The sequence below is a fragment of the Pigmentiphaga sp. NML030171 genome (genome assembly GCF_002188635.1).
GTDB classification, from domain to species: Bacteria; Pseudomonadota; Gammaproteobacteria; order Burkholderiales; family Burkholderiaceae_B; genus Pigmentiphaga; species Pigmentiphaga daeguensis.
This window is the reverse complement of record NZ_NINX01000036.1, coordinates 114,865-130,878: the sequence shown is the minus strand read 5'-3', so window position 1 is coordinate 130,878 and position 16,014 is coordinate 114,865. Positions and strand designations below refer to the sequence as shown.

Below are 16,014 nucleotides of genomic sequence, written 5' to 3'. Positions count from 1 at the left end.
TTTCTTCGTCAACCGCCGTGTCCCCAAGGAGGGTTCCATGGACAGCCCGGGTACCGAATTCGACAGTCTCCTGCCGCCGCTCAGCCTGAACCGGCGCGGCTTCCTCACCACCACGCTGGCCGGCGGTTTCACGTTGGCCGCGGGGCCGGTCATGGCGCAGACGGCAATCCGCACCGGCACGGACGGACTGGTCGCGGGCGAGGTCAGGATTCCCGTGCGCGGCGGCGAGATCCCCGCCTACCGGGCGGCGCCGGCCGGCAAGAAGAACGCGCCGGTGGTGCTCGTGGTGCAGGAAATCTTCGGTGTGCATGAATACATCCGCGACGTCTGCCGCCGCTGGGCCAAGGCCGGCTACCTGGCGGTCGCGCCCGAGCTGTACGCGCGCCAGGGCGATCCGTCCAAGTACACCGAGATCGCCAGGTTGTCCGCCGAAGTGGTCAGCAAGGTGCCCGACGACCAGGTCCTGGCCGATCTCGACGCCACCGCGCGCTGGGCCGCCACGCATGGCGGCAGCCGTACGCGGCTGGGCGTGACCGGTTTCTGCTGGGGCGGCCGCATCGTCTGGCTGTATGCCGCCCACAATCCGGCGGTGAAGGCCGGCGTGGCCTGGTACGGAAAGCTCGTCGGCGATCCCACGGCCTTGCAGCCGCTCAATCCCGTCGACATCGCCGCGCAGGTGAAGGCACCGGTGCTGGGCCTGTATGGAGGCCAGGATGCGGGCATTCCGCCGACTTCCATCAATGCCATGAAGGATGCCCTGGCCAAGGGCGGTCCGGCCGCTCGCGAGTCGAGTTTCGTGCTGTTCCGCGACGCGCCCCACGGATTCCACGCCGATTACCGGCCAAGTTACCGCGAGGCCGATGCCAAGGAAGGATGGCGGCTGGCCCAGGACTGGTTCGCGCGGCATCTGTGAACGCGTTTCCCCCGATACCCGGGCCGGCCGCGGACCACCCGCCGCTGTGGCTGGTCCTGGATGCCTGCGTGCTGATGTCCAGCATCCTGCGGCCGTTGTTGCTGGACCTGGCCCAGATCGGCTGGTTCCGGCCGGTCTGGAGCGAGCGCATCGGGCAGGAGTGGCGGCGCAACGCGGCCCGGATCTGGGAGGTCGAGCCGGCGGTGCTGGAAGAAGAATGGGCGTCCATGGGGCGCCGCTTTCCCGAGGCGAACGCCGGCGATGTCTCGGCCTACGAGGTGGGCCTGCACTACAGCGATCCGAAAGACCGGCACGTGGTCGCGGCGGGGCTGGCGAGCCGTGCCCGGAGCGCCCGGCTCGTGCGCCCCGAGGTGTGCGTGCTGACCTGGAACCTGAAGGATTTCAATCGCTCGGAACTGCGCCGCCTGGATGTGTCCGTCAGGGATCCGGACCGGCAATTGGCGGCCTGGGTGGACCAGGACAGGGTTTCCTTGGCGGCCGCGCTGCGGCGCCTGCCGGAGTATGCCCGGACCTTGGGCCGGGACGAGTCTCCGGCCGCCATCCTGAGGCGCGAACGCCTGTTCCGCACCGCGCGGCTGCTGGCTGACGACATCGATTCGTAAAACTCCGGAAGTTACGTATACTTCTGTTTCTGCAACTGAGTTTCACGAGCATCCCGTGACCCTAACCTTCATCCTGCTCGCCACCCTGGCGAGCGGAGTCCTGTCGGTGGTCGTCGCCGGCTGGCTGGCCTTCCGGTATTTCGCCCGCTTTCTTCACCAGATGATCAGCTTTTCGGTCGGCGTCATGCTGTCGGTGGCGCTGCTCCACACGCTGCCCGAGGCTTTCGATTCCGAGGCCGACACGCGCGTGCTGTTCGCGCTGCTGCTGGCGGGGTTGCTGGGTTTCTTCATGCTCGAGAAGCTGGCGGTGCTGCGCCACAACCACCACCACGAGCACGACGGGCACGGGCATCCTCCCGGGCACGATGCCCACGAGGCCGGACGCGGCGGGATGGCCGTGCTGGTGGGCGACGGGCTGCACAATTTCTGCGACGGCATCGTCATCGCCGCCGCCTTCCTGGCCGATCCCATGCTGGGGGTGCTGACCACGCTGACCATCGCCGCGCACGAGATTCCGCAGGAGCTGGGCGATTTCATCGTGCTGGTCAACGCCGGTTTCACGCGCAAGAAAGCCTTGCTGTTCAACGTGCTGTCGAGCATGACCGCCATCGCCGGCGGATTGGTCGGCTACTACCTGCTGGCCGATTCCCGGCAATGGGTCCCCTACGTGCTGACGCTTGCGGCCAGCAGTTTCCTATATATCGCGGTGGCGGACCTGATGCCGCAGATGCAGCGCCGCACCACAGTGCGCGAGAGCCTGCCGCAATTCGTGCTGATCGCGGCCGGCGTACTGGCGATCTATGCCGTCAACTCGGTGTTCCACCGCCATGCCCACGGGCCGGAGCACGGGCAGGCCGCTCCGGCGGTCACCGCGGCCGATCCCGTTTCTCCGCCCCCGCCGTCCGCCCACTGAGGTTCATTCCGGCGTGCCGGCGGTCTCGGGGGTGCCGGTTGCAATGGGGCCGGTGCCTGACGCGCTCAGGACCTCGGGCGCGGCATAGGCGGCCGATGCCACGAGATGGCTGTTGATGCGGCGCAGGTCGCGCAGCACGTCCAGGTGCAGGGCGCTGGTTTCCGTGGTGTCGATCCGGCCGCTGCGCAGGCGTTCGAAATGGGTTTGCGTTGCCTGGCCTTCCATGCCGCGGAAGGTCTCCTTCTCGGCGGCCAGCAGCCGCGCGGCGCGGGCGTCGGCCGTCACGAACAGCGAGGCGGCCAGGCGCAGGTTCGCCTCCAATCGTCCATGCATGTCGTCGAGCTCGCGCCGCCCCTCGGGCGAGAAGGCAAGTCCCCGCTTGGTCAGCTTGCTGATGTCGTTGAGCAGGTTCTTGTCCACGACGTCGCCGGCATGTTCCAGGTTGATGATGAAGGTCAGGATCTCGTCGGCCCGGCGCCGGTCTTCGCGCGTCAGTTCGTCGGGGTCCAGGCCCGCGACGTAGGTCTTGATCGCGCCGTTCAGGCGATCGAGCACGTCGTCCAGGCGCCGCGCCTCGGCGATGCGCTTGCGATCGCCCGTGGCAAGCGCCTGGCGCGAGTGGTGCAGCATGGTCTGCAGGGTGTCCGCCATGCGCAGCGCTTCCCGCGCCGCGTTGCCCAGCGCGACCACGGGCAGGTCGCGCGCGGCGGCGTCCAGGTACCGGGGCTGCCCCGGGTCGGCGGCGGGGTTGGACGGCAGCCACCGGCGCAGCAGCGCGGCGTAAGGGGTGAGCAGCGGCAGGAATAGGACTGCCAGCGCCAGGTTGAAGACCGTGTGGAAGTTGGCCACGGCGCGCGCGTTGTCGCCCGCCAGCTGGGTCATCCAGGGATGGATGTGGTGCAGCATGGCCAGGCCGATCAGCACCCCCACCACGCGGTTCAGCAGGTTGCCCAGCGGCAGCCGGCGGGCCTGGGGGTCGTCCTTGGCGGAGCCTTCCAGCAGCGGGTTGATGGCCGTGCCCAGGTTGGCGCCCAGCACCAGCGCGAAGGCGACGTCCACCGGCAGGAGCCGCTGGGCCGAGAAGGACATGACCAGCACCACGATGGCCACGCTGGAGTGCGCGGCCCAGGCCAGCACGGCGGCCAGCAGGATCGCCATCCCGGGCTGGCCCGACAGCGCCTTCAAGGCCGAGCGCAAGGCGGGCAGGTCGCGATAGGGTTCGAGCTGCGCAAGCAGCAGGTGCAGGGACAGCAGCAGCAGGCCCAGGCCGATGAAGACCCGTCCCAGGTCGCGCACGTGCGTGGCGTTGCCGCGGCGGAACATGGCCACGCCTATCAGCACCAGGATGGGAGCGATGCGGGAGATGTCGAACGACAGCACCTGCACGATGAGGGTGGTGCCGACGTTGGCGCCCAGCATGGCGGCCAGCGCGGGCACCAGGCCCACCAGGCCGTTGGCGGCGAAACCCGCCACGATCAGGCCGGTGGCCGTGCTGCTTTGCAGGATGGCCGTCACGCCAAGTCCGGCGAAGAAGGCGTATATGCGATTGCCCAGCGCCACGCCCAGCGTGGTGCGCAGGCGCGGACCGAAGGCCCGCTGGATGCCGGTCTGCACCATGTGCACGCCCCACAGCAGCAGGGCGACGAAACCGGCGATGTCGAAGAGCGTGAGATAGGCGTTCATGACGTTCAACGGCCGTCCGCGGGCCGGTGCACGTCGTGCGTGACGAACGGATGTTCGGCGCTGGGTACCTCGAGCCAGGACGGATGTTCAAGTGTACGGCGTATGTCGGCCAGGCCTCCGGTCCATCGTTCTTCCATGCCCAGCCGGCCGAACTGGTAGTCCTTGTACGGCGCTTCGCATTTCTCGCCGCGGTAGATCAGGTGCAGCACGTTGATGCGTCGGTCGCTGGCCAGTTCGCGCGCCCGCTTCATCCAGGGCTCGCGGCCGTGCCCGGCCGGCACGTGCTTGAGCAGTTCGCGCAGCAGGCCGCGGTATTCCTGCACTTCGCGCATGTAGTCGGTCACCAGGCGCGTGCGGCTGGAATACTGGATGTCCTTCTGGCGGATGGGCACTTCGCTCAGGTTGCCGGGTACCTGGCCGTGCGCGCTCCAGAGGTCGACCTGGAAGACCAGCGAATAGCGGCGCGGACTCGATTGCAGGATCTGGTAGAGCGGCGTGTTCGAGACGACGCCGCCGTCCCAGTAGTATTCGCCGTCGATCTCGACCGGCGCGAATCCGGGGGGCAGGGCGGCCGAAGCCATGATGTGGTCGGCCGTCAGCACCCGGGTGGTGTTGTCGAAATAGGCGAAGTTGCCGGTCCGCACGTTGACGGCGCCCACCGATATGCGGGTGCCGCCATGATTGAGCCGGTCGAAATCGACGAATTCTTCCAGCGTGCGCTTGAGCGGCGTGCTGTCGTAGACGCTGGCGGTGCCCGGGTCGTGCTGCGCGGGCCATGACGGCACCGGCCGCGGCACGAAGAAGCCGTTCTGTCCTTCCAGGACGGCGCGCCAGGCTTCCCAGGCGCTGAGCGCCGCGCCGGCCGGACCGGGAAGATGGGCGAGCGCATCGCGCAACGCGTCCACCGGCGTGGGCGGCAGCAGCGGCGGACGGCAGATGTGGTCCCAGAACCGCTGCAATTGTTCGACCCGCCGCTCGGGCGCGTTGCCGGCAATGATGGCGGCGTTGATCGCGCCGATCGAAATGCCGGCTATCCAGTCCGGATGCAGGCCGGCCTCGGCCAGGCCTTCATAGACGCCGCCCTGGTAGGAGCCCAGCGCGCCGCCGCCCTGCAGGACGAGCGCGACGGTGTCGTAGCCGAGTTCGCCGCGCCGCGATTGGATGGAACGAGTCATTTCAGTCACCCATGGCGCACGTAGCGGATGTCTCCGGACCCAGGGCACCGCGGATCCGGCTCCGCCGGTCCGCCAGTGCCGCCCGACGGGGGCCGGCGCCGGGCCGTCCCAAGGCGGGCCCCGGCTCCCTCGGGGGGCTGCCACGCAGCGGCTGGGGGCTCACCATGCTGGGCGCGCGTAAGCGCGTAGGGGGGGCTCCCATCTCTAGTGCATATACCAGCCGTGGCTGACGACGAACGATTGTCCGGTGAAGGCGGCCGTGGGGAAGGTCGCCAGGAACAGGACGGTTTGCGCGACGTCCTGCAGGGTGGTGAACTCGCCGTCCACGGTGTTGCCCAGCATGACCTTCTTGACCACTTCCTCTTCCGGGATGCCGAGCTCGCGGGCTTGCTCGGGAATCTGCTTTTCCACCAGCGGCGTGCGCACGAAGCCGGGGCAGACCACGTGCGAGCGCACGTTGTGCTTGGCGCCTTCCTTGGCCAGCACGCGGGCGAGGCCGAGCAGGCCGTGCTTGGCGGTGACGTAGGCCGACTTCAGCGGCGAGGCTTCGTGCGAATGCACCGATCCCGTGTAGATGACGATGCCGCCGCGATCGTCGCGGTACATGTGCTTGAGGGCCGCCTTGGTGGTCAGGAAGGCGCCGTCGACGTGGATGGCCATGACCTTCTTCCAGTCGGCGTACGCGAACTGGTCGATGGGGTTGACGACCTGGATGCCGGCGTTGGACACGAGGATGTCCACGCTGCCGAAGGTGTCGACCACCTGTTGGGTGCCGCGTTCGACAGCCGCCTCGTCGGTCACGTCGAAGTCCACCGCCATCGCCTGGCAGCCCTTGAGCCTGAGTTCGTCGGCCACCGCCTGGGCGGCCGTCAGGTTGATGTCCGCGATGGCGACGGCGGCGCCCGCGGCGGCCAGCGTGTCGGCGATTTCCTTGCCGATGCCGCTGGCGGCGCCGGTGACGAGAGCGACTTTTCCTTGGAGCTGCATGTTGATCCCTTGGTATGCGCGTGGGTGGGAAGCGGTCAGGCCATCAGCGCCGAGGCCAGCAACTGGTAGCTGCGGACCCGGTATTCGTGGCTGTGGATCTGGGAGTTGATCATGACCTCGTCGGCCTGCGTGGCACGGGCCAGCGCGCCGATCGAGCCGGCCAGCGCCTCGGGCGTGCCGATGTGGATGCGGGTGCGGTTGTACTGGCGCAGCGCCTCTTCGTCGGGCTGATAGACGTAGGCCAGCGCTTCCTCGACGCTGGGCAGCGGGGTGCGGGTGCGGCCGCTGCGCGTGCGCATCATGCTGAGGTCGGCGGTGGAGGCCAGGCGCTCGGCTTCGTCGGCGGTGGGCGCGCAGACGGCCGACACCGCCAGGATGGCGCGCGGCTCGTGGCCGAACGGCGAGGCGCGGAATTCCTCGCGATAAAGCCGCATCGCCGCATGGGCGTTCTCGGGGACGATATGGTGCGCGTAGGCGAAGCCGAAGCCGTTGGCGGCGGCCACGCGCGCGCCGAACAGGCTCGAGCCCAGTATCCAGATGGGCGGGCACGGCACCCCCACCGGCGTGGCGCGCACCCGCGCATGGGGATGGTCGGACGGCATGACGTCCTTCAGGTAGCCGACCAGGTCGGCCAGTTGCTGCGGGAATTCATCGGCATCGGCGTGGCCCCGGCGCAGCGCGCTGGCGGTTACCGGATCGGTGCCCGGCGCGCGCCCCAGGCCCAGGTCGATCCGGCCCGGGAACATCGCCTCCAGCACGCGGAACGTCTCGGCCACCTTCAGCGGACTGTGATTGGGCAGCATGATGCCGCCCGATCCCACGCGCAGCCGGGTGGTGGCGCCGGCGATCCGGCAGATCAGCAGTTCCGGCGCGGAGCACGCCAGCATGCCCGTGTTGTGGTGTTCCGCCAGCCAGTAGCGGTGGTAGCCCGCGGCCTCGGCCTGGCGCGCGAGGTCCACGCTGTTGGACAGGGCGTCGGTGGGCGTGTAGCCGGCGGGAATGGGGCTCAGGTCGAGGACGGACAGCTTCAGGGACATGGGAAGGGAGGACGGCCGTTAACGCATCAAGTGTGAACCCGACGGCGTTTTGCTGCAACCCAGCATGGCCGGCGGGGCGAGGGCGGCGCGGCCGGCGACGGACTCAGGCCCGCCGCGCCAGCACCAGCGTGCGCCAGGTCGAGACCAGGCCCGCCGCCGCGATCAGCATCATGCCGGCCCAGCCCAGCATGTCGGGATGGTCGTCCCAGAACACGTAGCCGAGCAGGACCGAGAACGGGATGGTGCTGTACTGGAGCACCGACGACAGGGCGGCCGACCCGCGGCTGAAGGCGCGCGTCATCGCGAACTGGCCCAGCAGCCCGCTGATGCCGACGCCCAGCAGCGTGAACCAGCCATAGAGCGAGGGCGGCTGCCAGCCGGTGACGGAGGTGGCGATGCCGCCGGTCAGGCAGGACGACAACGCGAAGAACAGCACGATGCGCCATTCGGGTTCGCCGGACTGGCCCAGCGAGCGCACCTGCATCACGGCGATCGCCGTCAGGCTGCCGGCGGCCAGGCCCAGCAGCGCCGCCAGCCATTGCGAATGGTCCAGAGTGGGGCGCAGGATCGCGATCACGCCGATGAAGCCGATGACGACCGCCAGGGTGCGCAGCCGGTCGGTCAGGTCGTGCTGGCGCCAGATCATCCAGCCGGCGATGAACAGCGGCGAGGTGTAGTTCAAGGTGATCGCGGTGGCCAGCGGCAGCCGGCCCATGGCGAAGAACGACAGCCAGATCGACCCGACCCCGGCGACGTTGCGCATGATGTGCAGCCGCCAGGTCGGCGGGATCACGATGCGCCGGGTGGCCCAGGCCCAGGCCAGGATGCCCGCCGCCGTGGGCAGTCCCCGGAACAGGATGATCTGCCCCAGGCTGGCCTGTTCGGAGGCGAATTTCACGAACATGGCCATGATCGCGAACATCAGCGAAGCGAAGAGCATCCAGAGGGCTTGCATGGAGGGCGGGCGGCGATGAGGTGGCCTCGATTGTAGCTTCTGGGGTAAACCCCAGTATTCGCCTTGAAATCATCGTCCCGGCTACCATATAGCCCCAACCGGGAAACGGGTATCGCCCCTCTTGCCGTTCTGCGGCGGCCGGAGGGAACTTCCGATGCCTGTTGCCGTCACATTCGGCGCCGCGCGGGGCGGTTCCCGGTGGCCGAGGGGAAAAACCACCCCCGGACAAGACATCAAAAGGTTTTCGGAGCTTCCTGCCCTCATGAAACGCATCGTGTTATTTCTGGCGACCAACATCGCGGTCATGCTGGTCCTGACGGCGACGCTGAGCATCCTCGGCGTCAACCGTTTCCTGACCGCGAACGGCCTGGACATCCAGGCGCTGGCCATCTTCTCGCTCGTCGTCGGTTTCACCGGCTCCATCATCTCGCTCCTCATGAGCAAGCCGATGGCCAAGTGGAGCACCGGCGCACGGGTCATCGATCCCAACGCGCCCAACGGCGCCGAGGAACAGTGGCTGGTGGACACCGTGCATCAACTGGCCGACCGCGCCGGCATCGGCCGCCCCGAGGTCGCCATCTACGAGGGCGAGCCCAATGCCTTTGCCACCGGCGCCTTCAAGAACGACGCGCTGGTCGCGGTATCCACCGGCCTCTTGCGGGGGATGACCGAGGAAGAAGTCAGCGCGGTGCTGGGGCACGAAGTGGCCCACATCGCCAACGGCGACATGGTGACTCTGACCCTGATCCAGGGCGTGGTCAACACCTTCGTGGTGTTCCTGGCGCGGGTCGTGGGCTACGTGGTCGACCAGATGGTGCTCAAGAACGAACGCAGCGGCGGCATCGGCTACTTCGCCACCGTCATCGTCTGTGAACTCGTGTTCGGCATCCTGGCCTCCATCATCGTCGCCTGGTTCTCGCGCCTGCGCGAATACCGTGCCGACGCCGGCTCGGCCTACCTGCTGGGCTCGCGCGAACCCATGATCCGCGCGCTGGCCCGCCTGGGCGGCATGGAGCCGGGCGACTTGCCCAAGAGCTTCGAGGCGTCCGGCATCGCTGGCGCCGCCAAGGGCTTCGGCGCCCTGTTCGCCTCCCACCCGCCCATCGAGCAGCGCATCCGCGCCCTGATGAACGCAAAAGGGTAGAGGTTAGCCCCCCCTACGCGCTGACGCGCGCCCCCCAGGGGGCGATGCGGGTGGACCGGCGGAGCCGGATCCACCGCATCCTGGGGTACCAAGCGGCTGGCGGGGTCTGGGGTTTTGGCTGGTTGCTGGTTGGAATGAGAAAACGGCTTCGCTTTTTTGGGCGAAGCCGTTTTTTGTCGCGTGCGCGTCAGCGCATGGGGACTTTACCGAGGGTTGTTCTTCACCCGCAGGTCGTTGCGGACGCTTTGGACGCCCTCGACGCCGCGGGCCACTTCCACGGCGCGGGAGGCTTCGGCCTGGGAGTTGACGAAGCCGGAGAGCTGGACGGTGCGGCGGAAGGTTTCGACGTTGACGTCGGCGGCGCTGACGTCCTTGGCCGAGACCAGGGCCGCCTTGACCTTGGCGGTAATGGCGGCGTCGCTGGCATATTCGCCCGCGGATTGATGGGTGCGGGTCGACGTGCAACCGCCCATGACCGTGGCGGTACCGATGATGCCGGCGACGAGCAGGGTACGAACGTTCATGATTTTTCTCCTTGGACGTGAATCATTTTCGGAACAGGCCGCTCAGCAGCGACAGGACCGCAAGCACGATGAAAATGAAGAACAATATCTTCGCGATCGACGCGGCACCGGCGGCAATGCCGCCGAAACCCAGAACCGCCGCGATGATGGCGATGACGAAAAATACGACTGCATAATGCAGCATGCTTTTCTCCCGTCTTTTTTTGCCTATGGCGAAAATCCGGCCGTATATGCATCCAAGCCTGAATTTCGATTTGAAAGTTACGCGCCGCCTCTATGGTTGACAAGGCGGCAGTGTGTGTATTTGTAATGGTGCGCATGCCGCCGGGGTACCGTGTATTTATTACAGATCAGTGGGCATTGCCTTCAAAATCGTCATGACCGGCCTGGGCCCGCCGCGATTGAAAAAAAGAAAAGCGCCCGTGAAGGGCGCTTTGATGGGCAGTCAGACAAAAGTTACGTCTTTACATATCTTCCGGCTCGTCCATGGCCTTCCGATACCATTCATGGAAGTGCTGCATGCCGTCTTCCATGGGGGATTGGTAGGGGCCGGCTTCGTTGGCACCGCGTTCCATTAATGCCTTGCGGCCGGCATCCATGCGTTCGGCAATCTCGTCGTCCTCGACCGCGGTTTCCATATAGGCCGCCTGCTGGGCCTCGACAAAATCGCGTTCGAAATGGACGATTTCCTCGGGATAATAAAACTCGACGATATTGACCGTTTCCTGCGGGCTCTTGGGATAGAGCGTCGACAATACCAGCGTGTGCGGATACAGCTCGATCATGTGGGTCGGGAAATGCGTGACCCAGATCGCCCCGAATTCGGGCGCGCTGCCGTTGCGGTAGGCCAAGAGGGCGTCGTGCCAGCGCTGGTAGACGCCCGAGCCGGGATGCGCCAGCGCATTGTGCACGCCCACCCGCTGCAGGCTGTAGTAGTCGCCGAATTCCCAGCTCAGGTCGTCGCATGTGACGAAGCGGCCCAGGCCGGGGTGGAACGGGCCGACGTGGTAGTCCTCGAGATAGACCTCGATGAACGTCTTCCAGTTGTAGTTGCACTGGTGCACCTGCACCCGGTCCAGGACGTAGTCGCTGAAGTCGAATTCGGGCCTGCCGTCCAGCGCGGCAAGCTCGGCGGCGATCTGGCGGCCGCCGGCGCGGGGCGACTCGAACAGCGAGCCGTTCCATTCCTGCAGCGGGAAACGCTGCAGGTCCAGGCCCGGCGTTTCGCTGAACAGCGGGGCGCCGATCAGCTTGCCGCGGGCATCGTAGGTCCAGCGGTGCAGCGGGCAGACGATGTTGCCCGGGCGCCCCAGGTTGCCGCTGCAATGCGCGGCCTGCCGTTCGCCGCCGGCCGGGTGCTTGCCCAGCATCAGCGCCTGCCGGTGACGGCATACGTTGGACAGCAGTTCGACGCCGGTCTGGTTGCGCACCAGCACCCGGCCGTCGTTTTCCTGTATCAGGGTACGGTAGTCCCCGACTTCGGGGACGCCTTTCTGGTGCCCCACATAAATCGGGGCCTGGCCAAAGATGTTCTGCATTTCGCGCGCGAAGCGCGCTTCATCGAAATAGGCACTGACTGGGAGCTGCGCTCGGCTCGCCGCCACGTGTGCCACGCGACCGATATCGGTCATGACTTCCCTCCGCGAGAGTTGTGAAGCCAGTCCCCCTCGCTGCGAAACCACCCCTTACGCGACCTGGAGCGGTGTTTGGACTTCGCAGATGGTGCTGGCGCGAAGAAAATGATCTGCCCGATCAAGCCCGCTATTGTACCCCGGACGGCCGTAGAAGTCCCCGCCGCCGCGCCGGCCCGACCCGGCCGGTGGCGGGGGCGGTATCCCGTCATCCCGTACAATTCCGGGTTCGATGCCGTGACGAGATCCAGGAGGCTTGATTGGCCGACAAATTCGTGAATGTCCACCCTGCGCAGGGCGACGCCCCCGAGCAGGCCCTGCCTCAGGACTTCGAGGCCGCGCTGGGCGAGCTCGAGGCGCTGGTGGCGATGATGGAGGATGGTTCCATGCCGCTGGAGTCCTCGCTGGCCGCCTATCGCCGCGGCGTCGACCTCGTGCGGGTCTGCCAGGACAGGCTGGCGCGCGCCGAGCAGCAGGTCAAGGTCCTCGAGGGAGAATTGCTGCGCCCGTTCGAAGAGGCCGGGGACTGACTTGATGGCTGGCAGTCGCGAAGATTTTTCCGTCTGGATGGCGGCGTGCGGGGTGCGCGCCGAACAGGCGCTTGCGCGTTTGTTGCCTGCCCAGGATACCGATCCGCGCGCGTTGCACGACGCCATGCGCTATGCGGTGCTGGGCGGCGGCAAGCGCGTACGCCCCATGTTGACCTATGCCGCGGGCGAGGCCTGCGCGGCATCCGGCGCCGGGAGCGACGCGGCGCTGGACGCCGCCGCTGCCGCGGTCGAGCTGATCCATGCCTATTCGCTGGTGCATGACGACATGCCGTGCATGGACGACGATGTCCTGCGCCGCGGCCGCCCGACCGTGCACGTGGAATTCGGCCAGGCCACGGCGCTGCTGGTGGGGGACGCCCTGCAGGCCCTGGCCTTCGAGGCCCTGGCGGGCATGCCGATTGCCCCCGGCCTGACCGTGCAGGCGGTGCAGGTGCTCGCGGCGGCGGCCGGCAGCCTGGGAATGGCTGGCGGCCAGGCCATCGACCTGGCCAGCGTCGGCAAGCCTCTCGACCGGAACGAACTGGAGGCCATGCATCGGCTCAAGACCGGTGCGCTGCTGCGTGCCAGCGCCGCGCTGGGCGGCATCGTGGCGGGGGCGAGTTCGGTCCAGCGCGCGGCGCTCGACGGCTACGCGCAAGCCGTGGGACTGGCGTTCCAGGTGGTCGACGACATCCTCGACGTCACCGCCGACTCGGCCAGCCTGGGCAAGACCGCCGGCAAGGACGCGGCCGCCGACAAGCCCACCTATGTATCCATACTGGGCCTGGACGAGGCCCGGACCCTGGCGGAGCAACTGCGCCAAGCCGCGCACGAGGCCATCGCTCCGCTGGGCGCGGGCGGTGCGCGCCTGGCCGCGCTGGCCGATTTCATCGTGCTGCGCGATCGCTGAACGGAGACTCCGAAACATGCCCACCGATATGCTCGACCGCATCGAATCTCCGGCCGACCTGAAAAAACTGGACCGCTGCCAACTCTCGGCGCTGGCCGACGAGTTGCGTGCCTTCGTGCTGGAGTCGGTATCCCGCACCGGCGGCCACCTGTCTTCCAACCTGGGCACGGTCGAACTGACCCTGGCGCTGCACTACGTCTTCGATACGCCCGACGATCGCATCGTCTGGGACGTGGGGCACCAGACCTATCCGCACAAGATCCTGACGGGTCGGCGCGCCGGCATGGCGACCCTGCGGCAGCAGGGCGGCATCTCCGGCTTTCCCCGGCGCAGCGAGTCCGAGTACGACGCCTTCGGCACCGCCCATTCTTCCACCTCCATCTCGGCCGCGCTGGGCATGGCCGTGGCGGCGCGCAACGCCGGCATCGAGCGCAAGCACATCGCCGTGATCGGCGACGGCGCGATGTCGGCCGGCATGGCCTTCGAGGCCTTGAACAACGGCGGCGTCCTGCCCGACGTCGACCTGCTGGTGATCCTGAACGACAACGACATGTCGATCTCGCCGCCGGTCGGCGCGCTGAACCGCTATCTCGCGCGCCTGATGTCGGGCAGGTTCTACGCCGCCGCGCGCAACGTGGGCAAGGCCGTGCTGTCGCACGTGCCGCCCGTGTTCGAACTGGCCCGGCGCATCGAGGAGCACGCCAAGGGCATGGTCACGCCCGCCACGATGTTCGAGGAACTGGGCTTCAACTATGTCGGCCCCATCGACGGACACGATCTGGATTCGCTGATTCCCACGCTGCAGAACATGCGCAAGCTCTCCGGGCCGCGCTTCCTGCACGTCGTCACTCGCAAGGGGCAGGGGTACAAGCTGGCCGAGGCCGATCCCGTCCTGTACCACGGACCGGGCAAGTTCGACCCCGCCGTGGGCATCAGCAAGCCGTCCACGCCGCCCAGGAAGACGTTCACCCAGGTGTTCGGCGACTGGCTGTGCGACATGGCGGCCGAGGACACGCGCCTGATCGGCATCACGCCGGCCATGCGCGAGGGCAGCGGTCTCGTCGAGTTCGAGCGGCGCTTTCCGGAGCGCTATTTCGACGTCGGCATCGCCGAACAGCATGCCGTGACCTTCGCCGGCGGCCTGGCCTGCGAGGGGCTCAAGCCGGTGGTGGCCATCTACTCCACCTTCCTGCAGCGAGGCTATGACCAGTTGATCCACGACGTCGCGCTCCAGGACCTGGACGTGACCTTCGCGCTCGATCGAGCCGGCCTCGTGGGCGCGGATGGCGCGACGCACGCCGGCAACTACGACATCGCCTTCGTGCGCTGCATTCCCAACATGGTGGTGGCAACCCCTTCGGACGAGGCCGAATGCAGGCTGTTGCTATCGACCTGTTATCGGCATCCGGGGCCCGCCACGGTCCGATATCCGCGCGGCGCGGGGGCCGGCGCGACGCCGGCGGCCAGCCTGGACACCGTGCCCCTGGGCAAGGGCGTCGTGCGGCGCCAGAGCGGCCGCGCGCAGCCCGGCGACAAGGCCGGCATTGCGATACTCGCGTTCGGCACGCTGGCCATCCCCGCGTTGCGGGCGGGGCAGGCGCTGGATGCGACGGTGGTGGACATGCGCTTCGTCAAGCCCATCGACCGCGAACTCATACTCGACCTGGCGTCGCGGCATGCCGCGCTGGTCACGGTGGAAGAGGGCAGCATCATGGGAGGCGCGGGCAGCGCCGTTTGCGAGGTGCTGAACGAGGCCGGCACGACCGTGCCCGTGATGCAGCTCGGCCTGCCCGATCGTTTCATCGACCATGGCGAGCAGGGCGCGCTGCTGGCGGGGCTGGGGCTCGACGCGGCGGGCATCGAGCGTTCGGTGCGCGAGCGTTTTCCCGATCAGGTGAGTTGATCCCCCGAACGCGGGAAGCGCGCGCTTCCCGCGTCGGGCGCGGCCCGCATGACCGAGGGTTAGCCCCGTATGTGTGTCGCCCTCCGACAGGCGCAGAATTACTTTTGCTGAAGCGCTTTGCGAAGCGTTGCAATCGCGTCCAGTAAAAGTGATGTAAAAGCGGTAGATATAACGCGCTGTCGTGGGGAGTATGCGTCAATGCCCGCACCTCTGAGATCCCCCAATCCGTCGGCGTCCTTGACGACGCTGCGCGAGATCCTCGGCTACAACGTACGAGCGTTCCGGGTCGCGCAGAAGATGTCGCAGGAGCAGCTCGGGTTTGCCGCCCATCTCGACCGGACCTTTGTCAGTCAGGTCGAGCGGGCGCGCGTCAACATCTCGGTCGACAACATCGAGAAACTGGCCAAGGCGCTCGAACTCGACCCCGCCATGCTGTTCAAACGCCCCGTGCTCTGAGTCCCGGCGGGGCATTCATGATCGTTCCGCGAGCCGGACCGTTCAGTCCCTGAAGTTCTCGAAGCCCAGAGGCAGGTCGGTCACGTCCTTCTTCAGCAGCGCGATGGCGCTTTGCAGGTCGTCGCGCTTGGCGCCCTGCACGCGCACGGTGTCTCCCTGGATGCTGGACTGGACCTTCATCTTGCTGTTCTTGATCAGGGCCACGATCTTCTTGGCCGCGTCCTGGGGCACGCCGTTGCGCACGGTCAGGACCTGCTTGACCTTGTCGCCGCCTATCTTCTCGACCTTGCCCTGGTCGAGGAAACGCACGTCCACGCTGCGCTTGGTCATCTTGTTCAACAGCACGTCCCGCACCTGGTTCAGCTGGAAATCGCTGTCGGCATAGGCCGTGAGTTCCTTGTCGGTCTGTTCGACGCGGGCATCCGAGCCCTTGAAGTCGAAGCGGGTGGAGATTTCCTTGTTGGCCTGTTCGACGGCATTGCGCAGTTCGACCAGGTTGGGCTTGCAGACGACATCGAATGTAGGCATGAGTGAGCTCCTTGCGTGCGGCTTGCGGCCTGTCTTGGAATAGGGGAATTGTAGTCAAGTAAGATGGCGGGGCCGCGGGAAATCCCTCCCGCCGCATTCGTT

The 16,014-nt window shown here is 67.2% G+C and carries 17 protein-coding genes; 8 read left to right on the top strand and 9 right to left on the bottom strand.

Translation table 11 applies throughout. From position 1 onward, the window contains the following. Positions 1–37: 37 nt before the first annotated feature. The 3 genes from CDO46_RS17000 to CDO46_RS16990 are packed head-to-tail and all read left to right on the top strand — an operon-like array spanning position 38 to position 2,449. Positions 38–913, top strand: coding sequence for a dienelactone hydrolase family protein (locus tag CDO46_RS17000; RefSeq protein ID WP_087839671.1), 876 nt, complete (start codon positions 38–40; stop codon positions 911–913). After that, positions 910–1,536 (top strand): PIN domain-containing protein, encoded by a 627-nt coding sequence (locus CDO46_RS16995; RefSeq protein WP_254914622.1) that lies wholly within the window; start codon positions 910–912, stop codon positions 1,534–1,536. The genes CDO46_RS17000 and CDO46_RS16995 overlap by 4 nt, the downstream gene beginning before the upstream one ends. A gap of 55 nt (positions 1,537–1,591) precedes the next feature. Beyond that, a complete protein-coding gene (locus tag CDO46_RS16990) occupies positions 1,592–2,449 on the top strand; it encodes a ZIP family metal transporter (protein ID WP_087839669.1) in 858 nt (285 codons plus the stop codon). A gap of 3 nt (positions 2,450–2,452) precedes the next feature. Here CDO46_RS16990 and CDO46_RS16985 read toward each other — a convergent pair whose 3' ends face one another. The 5 genes from CDO46_RS16985 to CDO46_RS16965 all read right to left on the bottom strand — a co-directional run bounded on the left by CDO46_RS16985 (position 2,453) and on the right by CDO46_RS16965 (position 8,286). Next, entirely contained in the window at positions 2,453–4,132 is a 1,680-nt protein-coding gene (locus CDO46_RS16985) for a Na/Pi cotransporter family protein (RefSeq protein WP_087839668.1), read from the bottom strand. Positions 4,133–4,137: 5 nt separating this feature from the next. After that, positions 4,138–5,307 carry a DUF3734 domain-containing protein gene (locus CDO46_RS16980; RefSeq protein WP_087839667.1) on the bottom strand — a complete coding sequence of 390 codons (1,170 nt, stop codon included), beginning with the start codon at positions 5,305–5,307 and terminating at the stop codon, positions 4,138–4,140. Positions 5,308–5,511: 204 nt separating this feature from the next. Then, positions 5,512–6,294: a 3-hydroxybutyrate dehydrogenase gene (locus CDO46_RS16975; RefSeq protein WP_087839666.1), complete on the bottom strand. Its 783-nt coding sequence runs from the start codon at positions 6,292–6,294 to the stop codon at positions 5,512–5,514. A 35-nt stretch (positions 6,295–6,329) separates the two neighbouring features. Further along, the gene (locus CDO46_RS16970; RefSeq protein ID WP_087839665.1) at positions 6,330–7,331 is read right to left on the bottom strand and encodes an LLM class flavin-dependent oxidoreductase; all 1,002 of its coding nucleotides are present in this window, start codon (positions 7,329–7,331) and stop codon (positions 6,330–6,332) included. Positions 7,332–7,434: 103 nt separating this feature from the next. Continuing rightward, positions 7,435–8,286: a DMT family transporter gene (locus tag CDO46_RS16965; RefSeq protein ID WP_087839664.1), complete on the bottom strand. Its 852-nt coding sequence runs from the start codon at positions 8,284–8,286 to the stop codon at positions 7,435–7,437. A 262-nt stretch (positions 8,287–8,548) separates the two neighbouring features. Here CDO46_RS16965 and htpX point away from each other — a divergent pair, with 262 nt between their 5' ends. Continuing rightward, the gene (htpX, locus tag CDO46_RS16960; protein ID WP_087839663.1) at positions 8,549–9,430 is read left to right on the top strand and encodes a protease HtpX; all 882 of its coding nucleotides are present in this window, start codon (positions 8,549–8,551) and stop codon (positions 9,428–9,430) included. 203 nt (positions 9,431–9,633) lie between these two features. On the opposite strand, the gene CDO46_RS16955 is transcribed toward htpX, so the two are convergent. From CDO46_RS16955 to CDO46_RS16945, 3 genes are all read right to left on the bottom strand, one after another. Continuing rightward, positions 9,634–9,903 carry a BON domain-containing protein gene (locus tag CDO46_RS16955; protein ID WP_243724461.1) on the bottom strand — a complete coding sequence of 90 codons (270 nt, stop codon included), beginning with the start codon at positions 9,901–9,903 and terminating at the stop codon, positions 9,634–9,636. A gap of 73 nt (positions 9,904–9,976) precedes the next feature. Continuing rightward, positions 9,977–10,138 carry a DUF1328 domain-containing protein gene (locus CDO46_RS16950; RefSeq protein WP_087780828.1) on the bottom strand — a complete coding sequence of 54 codons (162 nt, stop codon included), beginning with the start codon at positions 10,136–10,138 and terminating at the stop codon, positions 9,977–9,979. A 280-nt stretch (positions 10,139–10,418) separates the two neighbouring features. Then, positions 10,419–11,585: an aromatic ring-hydroxylating dioxygenase subunit alpha gene (locus CDO46_RS16945; RefSeq protein ID WP_087839661.1), complete on the bottom strand. Its 1,167-nt coding sequence runs from the start codon at positions 11,583–11,585 to the stop codon at positions 10,419–10,421. A gap of 275 nt (positions 11,586–11,860) precedes the next feature. On the opposite strand from CDO46_RS16945, the gene CDO46_RS16940 reads away from it, so the two are divergent. The 4 genes from CDO46_RS16940 (at position 11,861) to CDO46_RS16925 (ending at position 15,384) form a co-directional block, all read left to right on the top strand. Further along, on the top strand, positions 11,861–12,115 hold the full coding sequence (locus CDO46_RS16940; RefSeq protein WP_087839744.1) for an exodeoxyribonuclease VII small subunit: 255 nt from the start codon (positions 11,861–11,863) through the stop codon (positions 12,113–12,115). Positions 12,116–12,119: 4 nt separating this feature from the next. After that, positions 12,120–13,025 carry a polyprenyl synthetase family protein gene (locus CDO46_RS16935; RefSeq protein WP_087839743.1) on the top strand — a complete coding sequence of 302 codons (906 nt, stop codon included), beginning with the start codon at positions 12,120–12,122 and terminating at the stop codon, positions 13,023–13,025. Positions 13,026–13,041: 16 nt separating this feature from the next. After that, positions 13,042–14,928 carry a 1-deoxy-D-xylulose-5-phosphate synthase gene (gene dxs / locus CDO46_RS16930; RefSeq protein ID WP_087839660.1) on the top strand — a complete coding sequence of 629 codons (1,887 nt, stop codon included), beginning with the start codon at positions 13,042–13,044 and terminating at the stop codon, positions 14,926–14,928. A 237-nt stretch (positions 14,929–15,165) separates the two neighbouring features. Continuing rightward, positions 15,166–15,384 carry a helix-turn-helix domain-containing protein gene (locus tag CDO46_RS16925; protein WP_233146180.1) on the top strand — a complete coding sequence of 73 codons (219 nt, stop codon included), beginning with the start codon at positions 15,166–15,168 and terminating at the stop codon, positions 15,382–15,384. Between the two features lie 42 nt (positions 15,385–15,426). Here the strand turns inward: CDO46_RS16925 and CDO46_RS16920 are convergent, their stop codons facing one another. Next, the gene (locus CDO46_RS16920) at positions 15,427–15,912 is read right to left on the bottom strand and encodes a YajQ family cyclic di-GMP-binding protein (protein WP_087839659.1); all 486 of its coding nucleotides are present in this window, start codon (positions 15,910–15,912) and stop codon (positions 15,427–15,429) included. Positions 15,913–16,014: the final 102 nt, after the last annotated feature.

What these genes read in the sequence shown, in the direction of transcription:
- CDO46_RS17000 (WP_087839671.1), top strand. Translation starts at nt 38, where the DNA reads ATGGACAGCCCGGGTACCGAATTCGACAGTCTCCTGCCGCCGCTCAGC.
- CDO46_RS16985 (WP_087839668.1), bottom strand. Translation starts at nt 4,132, where the DNA reads ATGAACGCCTATCTCACGCTCTTCGACATCGCCGGTTTCGTCGCCCTG.
- CDO46_RS16980 (WP_087839667.1), bottom strand. Translation starts at nt 5,307, where the DNA reads ATGACTCGTTCCATCCAATCGCGGCGCGGCGAACTCGGCTACGACACC.
- CDO46_RS16975 (WP_087839666.1), bottom strand. Translation starts at nt 6,294, where the DNA reads ATGCAGCTCCAAGGAAAAGTCGCTCTCGTCACCGGCGCCGCCAGCGGC.
- CDO46_RS16970 (WP_087839665.1), bottom strand. Translation starts at nt 7,331, where the DNA reads ATGTCCCTGAAGCTGTCCGTCCTCGACCTGAGCCCCATTCCCGCCGGC.
- CDO46_RS16965 (WP_087839664.1), bottom strand. Translation starts at nt 8,286, where the DNA reads ATGCAAGCCCTCTGGATGCTCTTCGCTTCGCTGATGTTCGCGATCATG.
- htpX (WP_087839663.1), top strand. Translation starts at nt 8,549, where the DNA reads ATGAAACGCATCGTGTTATTTCTGGCGACCAACATCGCGGTCATGCTG.
- CDO46_RS16955 (WP_243724461.1), bottom strand. Translation starts at nt 9,903, where the DNA reads ATGGGCGGTTGCACGTCGACCCGCACCCATCAATCCGCGGGCGAATAT.
- CDO46_RS16950 (WP_087780828.1), bottom strand. Translation starts at nt 10,138, where the DNA reads ATGCTGCATTATGCAGTCGTATTTTTCGTCATCGCCATCATCGCGGCG.
- CDO46_RS16945 (WP_087839661.1), bottom strand. Translation starts at nt 11,585, where the DNA reads ATGACCGATATCGGTCGCGTGGCACACGTGGCGGCGAGCCGAGCGCAG.
- CDO46_RS16935 (WP_087839743.1), top strand. Translation starts at nt 12,120, where the DNA reads ATGGCTGGCAGTCGCGAAGATTTTTCCGTCTGGATGGCGGCGTGCGGG.
- dxs (WP_087839660.1), top strand. Translation starts at nt 13,042, where the DNA reads ATGCCCACCGATATGCTCGACCGCATCGAATCTCCGGCCGACCTGAAA.
- CDO46_RS16920 (WP_087839659.1), bottom strand. Translation starts at nt 15,912, where the DNA reads ATGCCTACATTCGATGTCGTCTGCAAGCCCAACCTGGTCGAACTGCGC.